Origin of the sequence: Microbacterium sp. ISL-103, from assembly GCF_018613995.1 — a bacterium.
Classification (GTDB): Bacteria; Actinomycetota; Actinomycetes; order Actinomycetales; family Microbacteriaceae; genus Microbacterium.
In genome coordinates, this window is record NZ_JAGGPD010000002.1 from 1 (window position 1) to 12,001 (window position 12,001).

Annotated in this window: 10 protein-coding genes and 1 pseudogene; 5 read left to right on the top strand and 6 right to left on the bottom strand. The window is 69.3% G+C overall.

Translation table 11 applies throughout. From position 1 onward, the window contains the following. A pseudogene (locus J7E68_RS00020) lies at positions 1-283 on the top strand (PadR family transcriptional regulator); the annotation flags it as partial. Positions 284-374: 91 nt separating this feature from the next. On the opposite strand, the gene J7E68_RS00025 reads toward J7E68_RS00020, so the two are convergent. Next, entirely contained in the window at positions 375-917 is a 543-nt protein-coding gene (locus tag J7E68_RS00025; RefSeq protein WP_215168694.1) for a universal stress protein, read from the bottom strand. Between the two features lie 149 nt (positions 918-1,066). On the opposite strand from J7E68_RS00025, the gene J7E68_RS00030 reads away from it, so the two are divergent. Both J7E68_RS00030 and J7E68_RS00035 read left to right on the top strand, forming a co-directional pair. After that, complete coding sequence (locus tag J7E68_RS00030) at positions 1,067-1,255, top strand: DUF3073 domain-containing protein (protein WP_045254362.1); 189 nt, start codon at positions 1,067-1,069, stop codon at positions 1,253-1,255. A gap of 133 nt (positions 1,256-1,388) precedes the next feature. Next, positions 1,389-2,210, top strand: a complete 822-nt coding sequence (locus J7E68_RS00035; protein ID WP_215168696.1) for an MOSC domain-containing protein — start codon at positions 1,389-1,391, stop codon at positions 2,208-2,210. Between the two features lie 54 nt (positions 2,211-2,264). Here the strand turns inward: J7E68_RS00035 and J7E68_RS00040 are convergent, their stop codons facing one another. From J7E68_RS00040 to purM, 3 genes are read right to left on the bottom strand one after another with little or no spacing between them, the layout of a single operon-like run. Then, complete coding sequence (locus tag J7E68_RS00040) at positions 2,265-3,584, bottom strand: MFS transporter (protein ID WP_215168698.1); 1,320 nt, start codon at positions 3,582-3,584, stop codon at positions 2,265-2,267. After that, positions 3,581-5,053: an amidophosphoribosyltransferase gene (gene purF, locus J7E68_RS00045; protein WP_215168699.1), complete on the bottom strand. Its 1,473-nt coding sequence runs from the start codon at positions 5,051-5,053 to the stop codon at positions 3,581-3,583. Before purF ends, J7E68_RS00040 begins: the two co-directional genes overlap by 4 nt. A gap of 6 nt (positions 5,054-5,059) precedes the next feature. Continuing rightward, a complete protein-coding gene (gene purM, locus J7E68_RS00050) occupies positions 5,060-6,190 on the bottom strand; it encodes a phosphoribosylformylglycinamidine cyclo-ligase (protein WP_215168700.1) in 1,131 nt (376 codons plus the stop codon). A gap of 63 nt (positions 6,191-6,253) precedes the next feature. On the opposite strand from purM, the gene J7E68_RS00055 reads away from it, so the two are divergent. After that, the gene (locus tag J7E68_RS00055; protein WP_215168701.1) at positions 6,254-6,886 is read left to right on the top strand and encodes a zinc-binding alcohol dehydrogenase; all 633 of its coding nucleotides are present in this window, start codon (positions 6,254-6,256) and stop codon (positions 6,884-6,886) included. A 15-nt stretch (positions 6,887-6,901) separates the two neighbouring features. On the opposite strand, the gene J7E68_RS00060 is transcribed toward J7E68_RS00055, so the two are convergent. Further along, the gene (locus J7E68_RS00060) at positions 6,902-7,216 is read right to left on the bottom strand and encodes a potassium transporter Trk (RefSeq protein WP_215168702.1); all 315 of its coding nucleotides are present in this window, start codon (positions 7,214-7,216) and stop codon (positions 6,902-6,904) included. Positions 7,217-7,329: 113 nt separating this feature from the next. Continuing rightward, the gene (locus tag J7E68_RS20215) at positions 7,330-10,788 is read right to left on the bottom strand and encodes an HtaA domain-containing protein (protein ID WP_215168704.1); all 3,459 of its coding nucleotides are present in this window, start codon (positions 10,786-10,788) and stop codon (positions 7,330-7,332) included. A 164-nt stretch (positions 10,789-10,952) separates the two neighbouring features. On the opposite strand from J7E68_RS20215, the gene J7E68_RS00070 reads away from it, so the two are divergent. Then, positions 10,953-12,001: hemin ABC transporter substrate-binding protein (locus tag J7E68_RS00070; protein WP_215168706.1), on the top strand; the 1,049-nt coding region annotated here is incomplete at its 3' end.

The following is a 12,001-nucleotide window of genomic DNA, read 5'->3' on the forward strand; positions in this document are numbered from 1 at the left end:
GAAGAGCCTGCGCGCCGATCTCGCCACCGCTGAGAAAGACGACCGCGCCGCATCCAAGTCCCGCCCGCGCACCGCGAGCGACGACGAGCGAATCGTCAGCCGCGAAGAGCTGCATCGAGCGGATGCCCTCATCAACGCCTTCCGCGCACGGGTGCGCACCGACCTGCGCACGCACGTCGCGAAGGGCGGGCAGCTGCCGACATCCGTCGTCTCGCAGTTGGAGGACGGACTGGATGCCGCAGCACGAGGCATCACCACCGCCCTGGCGTCACTCAGCCGCTGACACCTGCAAGACGCTCGAAGCCCCTCCCGTCACTCGACGAGAGGGGCTTCGGCCGTTCGGATGGCTGGCATCAGCGAGGGGATGCCGCGACCTACTCGGTCCAGATCTCGGGCTGCTCGTCGGGCACGGGCTCCTGCAGCGGGACCACCAGCAGCGGACGATGCTGACGGTGCGCGAGGCGCGCGGCGACCGACCCCGTGAAGAACTCGCGGATTGACTCGCCGATGCCGCGCTTGCGTGTGCCGACGACGATGAGCTGCGCATCGACCTTCTTCGCGAGCTGCTTGATCGCGAGCGCGGGGTCGCCGACCAGCTGGCGGGCTGTCCAGGTCAGACCCGTGCCGTCGAGTGCTCTGGCGGCCTCGGCCTGCACGGCTTCGAATTCGGCGGTGCCGGCGTCGAAGTTGATGTCGATGGGCGCCGAGTGCACGTAGCCGTCCGGATCCTCGTACGTGACGAATCTCGTGACATCGACGTGGGCGACCACGAGCGGCACGCGCAGGAGCCGAGCGAATCTCGCAGCCTCTTCGATCACCCGTGCGGGCTGGCCCGGCTGCATCCCGACGATCACCGCCTTCTGCAGTGTCGCGTTCTGCGCGGCCTCGTCGGAGGGCGTCGAGGTGTTGTCGGTCATGAGGATCGCTCCCTTCACCAGCGGCGAACGGGCCAGTGCGGTCTGGCCGCGTGCTATTCTGAATGCTACTCTTACCGGCCCTCAGCCGGTGTCGTGAATGACTCGGGCCAGTCGTTGCCCGCAGCTTAACTCGTGAGGGGGTCTCAGGCATGGGCCGTGGCCGTCAAAAGGCGAAACACACCAAGATCGCCCGCGAACTGAAGTCGTTCAGTCCGTCGGTGAACTACTCGGCGCTCGAGCGCGAGCTCGCGCACCCGAGCGACTCTGAAGACGCATACGTCGACAAGTGGGCCGACGAGTATGCAGACGAAGACGAGGACGAACTCGAAAAGGCCTGACCGCCTCTTCAGCCGTCATCGAATCCCCCGTGTGCTGCACGGGGGTTTCGTCGTACCCGGATTCCTGGCACGCGTCGTCGATCACGCCCTGCCGATCACAGTCGCGCGCCGCGAAGCCTGAGAGAATCTCCCCATGCCTCGCGTCGTCTGCCTCTTCCGTCATCCGATCAAGGGCTTCACCGCCGAGGCGGTCGACTCCCTCACCGTGCAGGACGACGGGCGTATCGCGGGCGACCGCGTGCTGGCGTTCCGCTTCGCCGATGCCACGACCCCTGAGCACCGGGACGGACTCGATCACTGGCCGAAGGCCAAGGGCCTCTCGCTGCAGGACTTCCCCGCTCTCGCAGCCCTGCGCACGAGCTACGACGACCTCACGCAGACCGTGCGGATCGAGCATGACGGATCGGTGCTCGTCGAGGCGGGCCTCGACGACGCCGGTCGCACTGCGCTGACGGATGCCGTGACCGACTTCGTGCTCGCCACCCCCGAGGGCCGCAAGCTGCGGCGTCCCGGTCGGCTCCCCCTCGTGCTGGTCGGCGACGGAGTGACGTCGCGCTTCCAGGACCGCGCGCGCGGCTACGTCTCGGTGCACACCCGCAGCAGCGTCGAAGTGCTGGGCGGGGCACTCGGACTCGGCATCGACGATCGGCGCTTCCGGTCGAACGTCGTGATCGACGACGCCGCCCCCTGGTCTGAGCTCGAGTGGGCGGGCGAGCTGCGCATCGGCGACGTCGCGTTCCGCACGGCGGGTCCGATCGTTCGGTGTCTCGCGACGCACGCGAACCCCGACACCGGGGTGCGCGACGCGAAGGTGCTCACCACGCTCACCAGCGCATTCGGTCAGGACGAGCCGACACTCGGTCGGCTTCTTCTGCCTGCCGAGTCACCTGTCGACGGGTCGACCCCATGGACCGGTGGCACCATCAGCGTCGGCGACGAGGTCGTCGCGCACTGATCACGCGGCAGCACTGACGGCGCCGCGGCACCGCGCCGCGGGCCGATGGGCACGTCACCACCGACCGTGTCGGCGCTCCCAGTCCTCTTCGATCGTGCGGCGACGGCCGGCGACCCACCCTGCGGGGATCACCGCGATGAGCACGCCCACGAGCAGCCACAGCGGGATCACCCAGCTGTCTGTCGCGTCGTGCAGCAGCCCGATGAGCAGCGGGAAGACGGCCGCCACGGCATAGCCGATGCTCTGCACGAACCCGCTGAGCGCGACGGCGCTCTCGGGCGTCCGAGCCCGGATGCTGAGCAGCACGAGCGCGAGGGGGAACGGCGCGGCCGCGAGCCCGAAGAACGCCACCCACAGCGCCAGGCCCACGGTCGGGAAGAACAGCATGCCCGAGAGGCCGACGAGACCGCACGAGACAGCGATGAAGAAGACCGGACGCGTGGCTTGGAACCGCACGATGAGGATGGGCACGAGCAGCGAGCACGGGAGCCCCATGATGCCGAACAGCGACAGCAGGAGTCCGGCGTTGGCGGGTGACACCCCACCGACATCGATCATGATCGTGGGCAGCCAGGCGAACGAGACGTAGGCGATCGTCGACGAGGCCGCGAACACGAGCGCGATCGACCACGCCATCGGCAGACGCCAGAACCGACCGAAGACACGGGGGCCCGCGGAGGTCGTGGCGATCGGACCGGTCGCCATCGATGCGGCATCGAACGGCTCGTGCCCCGTCTCGGCCGCGTCGGATGTCGAGGGCGTGCGAGAGGCACTCGGCGCTGCGGCGACGGCATCCGTCCGATGCGCGAGCAGCATCGCCACCCACGGCACCAGCGCGATCGCGGCGAACACGCCCCACAGCCCCAGCGACACCCGCCATCCGGCGGAGTCCGCGATCGGCACCGCGACCAGCGGCGGCACGAAGGTCGACACCGCCATGGTGGTCGAGTACACGGTCATCATCAGCCCGAGGCGATCGGGGAAGTACTTCTTGACCACCGGCGGCAGCAGCACGGTGCCCGACCCGACGCCGGCGAAGACCACGGCCGTCGCCGCGAGCAGCGAGGTCGAATCGACGGCGAGACTGCGCAGCAGCAGCCCCGCCGCGATCAGGGCGATGGCGGCCACAGCCACGCGTTCGAGCCCGAACCGACGCTCGAGCACGGGGGTGAGCAGGCCGAACAGCGCGAAGCACACCGGCGGCGCCGCGCCGATCAGGCCGACGACCACAGACGACACGGCGAAGTCCTCGGCGATGTGATCGATCACCGGCGACAGGGATGCCACGGCCGACCTCAGCGAGAAAGCGACCAGCACGATGCCGATCAGAGCGAGCGCACGACCCCGCCAGAGCGGCTGCGCACCCGCGGTCACGAGGTCTGCGACCCCTCCACCCAGGCGAGGTACTCGTCGGACACGGTGCCGGTGACGTACTTTCCGTCGAAGCAGCTCATGTCGAGATCACTGAGTACGGAGCCCTCGGTGATCGCGGCCTTGAGGTCGTCGACCTCCTGGTAGACCAGGTGATCGCAGCCCAGCTCGGCGGCGATCTCGGGGATCGTCCTGCCGTGTGCGATGAGCTCATGACGCGACGGCATGTTGATGCCGTAGACGTGCGGGTGCCGCACCGGCGGCGCCGCCGAGGCGAACGTGACCGAGGTGGCACCGGCATCCCGAGCCATCTGGATGATCTGCTTCGAGGTCGTGCCGCGCACGATCGAGTCGTCGATCAGCAGCACGTTCTTGCCCTGGAACTCGGTCGACATGGCGTTGAGCTTCTGTCGCACGCTCTTCTTGCGCACGGCCTGTCCGGGCATGATGAAGGTGCGGCCGACGTAGCGGTTCTTGTAGAAGCCCTCGCGGTACTCGATGCCCAGCTTGCGGGCGACCTCCATCGCGGCGGGCCGCGCGGAGTCGGGGATCGGCATGACGACGTCGATCTTGTCCATCGGCACGTGCTTGGCGATCGTGTCGGCGAGGCGGTCGCCCATGCGCAGACGCGACTCGTAGACCGAGATGCCGTTCATGACCGAGTCAGGGCGCGCGAGGTAGACGTACTCGAACGCGCACGGCGCGAGCGTGGCATCCGTCGCGCACTGCTTGCTGTGCAGCTCGCCCTCGGTCGTGATGAAGATCGCCTCGCCAGGCTCGACCTCGCGGACGACCTCGTAGTCGGCGTTCTCGAGCACGAGCGACTCGCTGGCCACGACCCACTCGTCGCGGCCTTCGGCCCCGGCGACGGTCGACGGACGGCGTCCGAGGATGAGGGGACGGATGCCGAACGGATCGCGGAAGGCGAGCAGGCCGTATCCGGCGATCACCGCGATGACGGCGTAGGCGCCCTCGATGCGCTCGTGCGTGCGCTCGACGGCCTCGAAGATGCGCTCGGCGTCGAGGTCGACCGTCGAGGTCGTGTTCTGCAGCTCACCCGCGAGCACGTTGAGCAGCAGCTCGGTGTCGCTCGACGAGTTGAGGTGACGGCGGTCGCGCTTGGCCATGTCGGCCGTAAGCTCACGCGTGTTGGTGAGGTTGCCGTTGTGGATGAGGATGATGCCGTAGGGCGCGTTCACGTAGAACGGCTGCATCTCCTCTTCGTTCGACGCGGTGCCCTTGGTCGCGTAGCGCACGTGACCGAGTCCGACGTTGCCGAGCAGAGCGCGCATGTCGCGAGTGCGGAACGCCTCGCGCACCATGCCCTGCGCCTTGGCGTTGTGCATGACGCCGTTCGCCTCAGCGGTGGCGATGCCCGTCGCATCCTGACCGCGGTGCTGCAGCAGCAGGAGTGCGTCGTAGATGTCCTGATTGACCGGGGCAGAGCCCACCATTCCGACGATGCCGCACATGGACTCTTACTTCGCTCCGTCCGCGTAGGCGCCGACCAGGCGCACCGCTCCACCGTCGACGCCCTTGGCGCCCTGTTCGAACTCTCCTGCCGGGCGCGCGCCGAAGCCCACGGTCCCGACCTGCCACGCGGGCATGCCCTCGGCGGCGAGGGCCGCGATCGCGGCATCCTTCTTGTCTGCGGAGATGACCGCGAGGAACCCGATACCGAGGTTCCAGGTGCCCTCGGCGGACTCGAGCGTGGAGCCGGCGATGTCGCTGAGCACGCGGAAGACCGGGCTCGGCGACCACGTGCTGCGGTCGACCTCGGCCCAGCTGCCCTGCGGAAGAACGCGTGCGAGGTTCGCTGCGATGCCGCCGCCGGTGACGTGGCTGAGCGAGTGGACCCCGCCTGCCCCCGCGGCGGCGCCGAGCTTCTCGATGAGACGCAGCAGCGGCAGCGTGTAGAGACGGGTCGGCTCGAGCAGAGCCTCGCCCCAGGTCTGGCCGAAGTCGGCGGCGTTGTCGCCGTAGCCGATGCCGGCGTTCGTGACGATGTGACGCACGAGCGAGTAGCCGTTGGAGTGCAGTCCGCTGGATTCGATGCCGAGCACGACGTCTCCGTCTTGCACGCGGTCGGCTCCGAGGATGCCGTCTGCCTCGACGACACCGGTCGCGGCCCCTGCCACGTCGTAGTCGCGCGGGCCGAGAAGACCGGGGTGCTCAGCGGTCTCGCCACCGATGAGCGCGGTGCCGGTGGCGGTGCACGCCTCGGCGATGCCGCGCACGATGTCGGCGATGCGCTGCGGGAAGACCTTGCCGCACGCGATGTAGTCGGTCATGAAGAGGGGCTTCGCGCCCACCACGACGATGTCGTCGACGACCATGCCGACCAGGTCTTGGCCGATCGTGTCGTGCTTGTCGATCGCCTGCGCGATGGCGACCTTGGTGCCGACGCCGTCGGTGCTGGTCGCGAGCAGCGGGCGACGGAAGTCACGCAGTGCGCTGGCGTCGAACAGGCCGGCGAATCCGCCGACACCGCCCAGCACTTCGGCGCCGTGCGTCGCGCGCACGGAAGACTTCATCAGCTCGACGGCGAGATCGCCTGCAGCGGTATCGACGCCGGCTTCGGAATAGGGATTGGTGGGGGAGGCAGCCACGCGTCCAGCCTACCGCGCGCCGAGCCCCCCCTCTCCCCGCCTCCGATCTCCTACGATGGGGCCATGGCCGACAAGCCGCAGTGGTTGATCCGCGAAGACGCGAGCGTTCCGGTGCTCGTCGCGCTCGCGCTGCGCCAGACGCTCGGCATCCGGGCCCCGGAAGACCTTCCGAGCCTGCGCGATCTGCCCGTGCGAGCGCCGGATGCCGTCGAGGTCACCCCCGAGCTCGAGACCCAGTGGCGGGACTACTGGGACATGACGGTGGAGCCTCGGGCGCATCCGTCGGGCGTTCCGCTCGAGCTGATCGAGGGCTTCGACACTCTCGTCGCGCTGCCGGCATCAGGAGCCGAGCAGCTGACCGACGCGATCGTGCCGCACGCGGCATCCGCAATGCACTTCGCCCGCGTCGCCCACGACCGCTATGTCTCATCGATCCGCAGTTCGATGGCGAGCCGGTCGGGCAACGGCACGATCGGCGGCGAGGCCTATCGCGCGTACGCGAGTGCGATCGCCGAATTCGAACGCGAGATCGGACGTCGCGCGCACTCGTTCGAGCTCAACGTTCAGGTGCTGCCGTTCTCGCAGCGGGGGATCTGGTGGATCGGCGCACTCACCGTGGCAGTGACCGACGGGCTGCGACGCGACGTCGTGTCGTTCGACGCGGCGATCCGGCCCATCATCGCCGAACTGGCGTGACAGCGCCCGGCGGAGTCAGTCGTTCGCGATGATCGTCTCGTGCTCGACCGTGACGACGTGGTCGTGGCGGCGCGCGACGCGCTCGAGGATGAGGGCGACGACGCTCGCGAGGGCGAAGCCGACAGGGACCGTCCACAGCAGCAGGAACCCGAACACCTGACCGGGCGGGTAGACGACGTTGGCAGCCTCGGAGGGCTCGTAGCTGCCCACCATCGTCAGGAGGCCGGCGGCGATGATTCCGAGCACGACGCCGATGGCCATGAACACGCCGAAGCGCGGCACGCGACGGACGGTCGCCTCGACCGTCTGGGAGGAATCGTGAGAGGACATGCGTCCATTCTCCCACCGTTGGCTGTGGGTCGCTCCCCCGGTCTGCGCAGCACACCGCCCTTCCCGCGTGCGCTGCGAGAAGGGCGGTGCTGTCGTGCCGGTCCGACCTCGGATCAGAGCTCGGAGGTGACCTCGGAGGTGACCTCGGTCGGCTGGCCCTTGTCGGTGCGGCGGCCGATCAGCACGCCACCCCCGGCGGCGAGCACGACGATCACCAGTCCGCCGACGATCCACGGCCACACCGGAGCACTCTCGGTGTCGGCGACGGCTGTGACGGATGCCGCGGCAGCCTGGCCCTCGGACTCAGCGGGCTCTTCGTCCTCCGGCGCCGCGACGCCGCAGTCGGCGGCGACGGGGATCACCGCGGTCACCGGATCGAGCTCCTCGCCCGCGGCGTAGGTGCCGAAGGCGGCGGACCCCGCCTCGGTGAGGGTGGTGGGAATCGCGTCGAGCGAGAGCATGCCGTCGGCGACGGCCGCGTCTCCGAGTGCGAACTCGGCGAGGCGCACGCCCTTCTGGTCGATGCTCTGGCCGTCTTGCGTGGTGCCGAGCACGTCGAACACGAGGTATCCCGTGTCTCCGGCGAGCTCGAGGCGAGCGTCGGCGAGCGTCGTGTTCAACGCACCCCCGTGGCCGGTGAAGGTGATGCTGCCGCCGAACGTGACGAGGCCGGTCAGGCTCTCGTCATCGAACGAGCCGGTGCCGTTCGCCCAGACATAGTTCGGGTATTCGTAGACGACGTCGGTGAGAGTCCAGCCGCCGGCGGCGATGCCCTCGATGTAGGTGCGGAACGACTCCTTGTAGCCCCATTCGAGCGTGGCGCCCTCGACCGTGCACGCCCCGATCGCGGCGGTCTCACGGGTCAGAGTGAACTCCAGCCCGCGGTCGACCGATCCCTGCAGCGTCAGCGTGTGCGCGCCGTCTTCGAGGCCGGCCGGCAGTGTTCCGGTCCAGGTCGCGACGCCCGCGGCATCCGCCGTCACGGTGTCGAGCAGCACGGGCGTCGAGTACACGACGACCCGGATGCTGGACTCGTTCGGCTGGAAGCCGGATGCCGAGAACGTCGCCGATTTGCCGGACTGCAGCGCGTCGAGTTCGGCCTCGCCGATCTCGATGCCGGTCGATGCCGGCGGGGTCGCCGGAATCGCGGGTTTGGAGGCGATCACCGCGGCCGCCACAGTGCCGGTCGTGCCCGACGGCGCAGCTGCCACGGAGCCGATCGTGAACGAGATCGGATCGAGGTCCGTCGAGAACCCGGACAGCACCCGGTCGCGTCCGTCTGCGGTCAGCGAGGCGGGCGCCGCGGAATACGTCACCGCGCCGTTCGCCTTCGTGACGGTCGCGCGAGACAGGTCGAGCGTCGCGAACGGCACTCGTGCGCCGGCGTGAGTCACGTACACCGTGGCCGCGTTCACCGACGTGATGCTGACCTGCGGGTTCGACACGGTGACATCGAGCACACCGGCGTGACCGGTGAAGCGCACCGAGCCTCGATAGACGACGCTGCCGAGACCGGTCGACGCCTTGTAGTCGCCGCCGACGGTCTGACCGAACTGGAAGAGTCCGCCCGAACGCGTCGCCCCGCCCGAGACATCGATCGCGCCCTTGGCGATCGGGCCGGTCACGTAGTTCGTGAACGACGTCGAGATGCCCCAGCGCAGCGAACCTCCGGGAACCGTCGCCGCAGGCTTCGTCGGGGTGGTGACCGGGGGCTTCGGCTGCTCGGGCTTCTTCCCCTTCAGCTTGTCCCACTGCGCCTCGGTGATCGTGACGGTCGCGCGCGCGTGGATCGTGTCGGCCGCGGGCAGCGTGTGCTGCTGCCACGCGATGACCTCATAGGTCTTGGTGCGGTCGAGCGTGTCGGCCGCCGCGTTCAGGTCGACGCTGAACGTGCCGCCCGTGATGCCGCGGACGAACTGCATCGCGAGGAATCCGCCGCCGGCGGTGACGTCGGCCTCGGTGCCCTTCTCGATCAGCGCGACGTAGGCGCCGGTGATGTCGCCCAGGTTCGCACCCGTGGTGGACAGCGTCAGGCCGTCGGCGGCCGTCGCTGTCTTCACACTCGTCGAGACGGATGCCGCGGGCGCCGGGAACAGTGCATTCCAGTCGGCGTCGCTGATCGCGACGGTGGAGCGGGCGTAGATCGTGCTCGCGTTCGGCATCGTGTGCTGCTGCCACGCGATCACCTCGTACGTCTTGGTGCGATCGAGAGAGTCGGTCGCCGCCGTCAGGTCGACGCTGAACGCGCCACCGGTGATGCCGCGGACGAACTGCATGCCGAGGAAGCCACCGCCGGCGGTGACGTCGGCCTCGGTGCCCTTCTCGATCAGCGCGACGTAAGCACCGGTGATGTCGCCGAGCTTCGAGCCCGCGGCCGTGACGGTGAGGCCCTCGGCAGCGGTCGCCGCCGTGACGGTCGTCGAGAGCGTCGATGCGGCGCCGTAGTTGAGGGCGACGCTCTTCTCCTGTGCGGCGTTGGTCACGCCGCCGGCGCCGTAGGTGTAGACGCCGTAGGAGCCCGGGGTGGCCGCGGCATCTTTCAGCGTCAGCGTCGCCTCGAACGTGCCGTCGGCGGCGATGTCGACCCACTGGGCGCGGATCGCGCCCTGGAACTGCGCCGGGACCTGATTCAGAACGGTCTCCGACAGCGCCCACGCCTGCGCACCGACCGAACGAGCGGAACCCGCCGCGCCCGTCGAGGGCTGCCAGGCCGAGGCGAAGTTGCCGAACACGACATACGTGCCCTGCGGGAGGTTCGCAGGGATCGGCACACCACGACCGCCGACATTCGCGGTCGGGTCGTAGCCCGACCCCTTCACGACGACCTTGTCGCCCGCCTTCAGCGCGGTCGTGCCGGCCGGCGTCGCGCCGTCAGCGAGGAACACCTCGATCGACGGAGCAGCGGGCTCGTTTCCGGGGTCGGTGCCCGGGTCGGTGCCGGGATCCGTGCCGGGGTCGGTGCCCGGGTCGGTGCCCGGATCCGTGCCGGGGTCAGTGCCCGGATCCGTGCCGGGATCGGTGCCCGGGTCGGTGCCCGGGTCGGTGCCCGGGTCGGTGCCCGGGTCGGTGCCAGGATCCGTGCCGGGGCCGGGCGTCTCGGCACCGAAGACGGCATCCCACTGCGCGCCCGAGATGGCGACATCGCCCCGGGCGTAGATCGTCTCGGCGTTGGGCACCGAGTGCTGCTGCCAGACGAGCACCTCGTAGACCTGGGTGCGGTCGAGCGAGCCTGCCGGAGCGGTCAGAGTGAACGAGCTCGCCCCCGCGGCGACCGTGGGGAACGGCTGTGCGAACGCGGCGTACCCGCCACCGGGGCCGGAGAGTCCGCTCTCGGTGCCCTTCACGATCAGCGCCGCGTAGACGCTCGCGACCTCGGGAAGACCCGATGCATCGACCTGCACCGTGACGCCGGTGGTGCCGGCAGAGGTCACCGAGGCTGCGACGGATCCGCCTGCCGCATGCGCGGGCGGGACGATCACCGCACCCGCCGCGATCAGGAGGAAAGAGACGAAGGCGGCGACCAGCACGCGTATGCGGCTGCTCCCCGGGGATGCTGTGGCTGTGGCGTTCACGATTCTCCAGGCTCCTCCGGGCGCGCAGAGAAGACGCGCGCCGGCGGTGCCGCTGTGCAGTCGGGCGAGAGGGTGATTGTTGGTTAGGCTTAGCTAAGTAAGCCTCGTTCCTGAGAGTAGAGGCGGCCGCGAGGTCGAGTCAAGTTTTAGGATAGCCTTGCCTAATGCGTCGCGTCTCCGCCCTTCTCCTCGCTGCCGCTCTGGCCATAGGTCTCGCCGCGTGCGCAGACCCCGCAGCCTCTGCCGCGCCGCAGAAGAGCGACGTCGCAGACGCCTGCCCCCAGGCATCCGTCCCCCTCGCCCAACTGGATCTCGTCGACGATGTGCGCGGCACCACCGGAGGGTCCACCGCCTGCCTCTCGAGCCGGGCGATCGAGCCGGTGGCCGACGACACCGCACCGGAACTTCCTGTGTCGGTCACCGACAGCGAGGGCCGCGAAGTCGAGATCACCGATGTCGACCGCATCCTGCCGATCGACATCTCTGGCACGATCGCCTCGACCGTCTTCGCTCTCGGTCTCGGCGACCAGGTCGTCGGGCGCGACTCGTCGACCATGTTCGCCGGCACCGAAGACCTGCCGGTCGTGACGAAGACCGGCCACACGCTCAACGCCGAGGCGATCCTCGAGCTCGCCCCCACCGTCATCCTCACCGACGCCACGATCGGCCCCAAGGAGATCCGCCAGCAGCTGCGCGATGCGGGCATCGCGATCGTCGTCATCTCGAGCGACCGCAGACTCGACACCACCGACGAGCTCGTCACCGAGATCGCCACGGCTCTCGGCGTGCCCTCTCGCGGAGCGGCCCTGATCGAGCGCCTCGACGCCGACCTCGACGATGCGCTGGCCGAGATCGCCGACGTCGTGCCGACCGAGGTCGACGACCGGGCACGGATGCTGTTCCTCTATGTGCGCGGCAACGCGAACATCTACTACATCTTCGGCGAGGACTCGGGGGCGGACTCCCTCATCGACGCCGTCGGCGGGGTCGACGTCGCCGCCGAGATCGGCTGGGAGGGCATGAAGCCGATGACCGCCGAAGCGCTCGTCGCGGCCCGACCCGACGTGCTCGTGATGATGACCGACGGGCTCGAGTCCGTCGACGGCATCGACGGACTGATCGAGCGCATCCCCGCGATCGCCGAGACCCCCGCCGGAGCGAACCGCCGCGTGATCGACATGGCCGACAGCGAGATCCTCAGCTTCGGTCCCCG

Bases quoted from the DNA above. Each gene is read 5' to 3' on its own strand.
- J7E68_RS00025 (WP_215168694.1), bottom strand. From the start codon at position 917: ATGACCGACAACACCTCGACGCCCTCCGACGAGGCCGCGCAGAACGCG.
- J7E68_RS00030 (WP_045254362.1), top strand. From the start codon at position 1,067: ATGGGCCGTGGCCGTCAAAAGGCGAAACACACCAAGATCGCCCGCGAA.
- J7E68_RS00035 (WP_215168696.1), top strand. From the start codon at position 1,389: ATGCCTCGCGTCGTCTGCCTCTTCCGTCATCCGATCAAGGGCTTCACC.
- purF (WP_215168699.1), bottom strand. From the start codon at position 5,053: ATGTGCGGCATCGTCGGAATGGTGGGCTCTGCCCCGGTCAATCAGGAC.
- J7E68_RS00055 (WP_215168701.1), top strand. From the start codon at position 6,254: ATGGCCGACAAGCCGCAGTGGTTGATCCGCGAAGACGCGAGCGTTCCG.
- J7E68_RS00060 (WP_215168702.1), bottom strand. From the start codon at position 7,216: ATGTCCTCTCACGATTCCTCCCAGACGGTCGAGGCGACCGTCCGTCGC.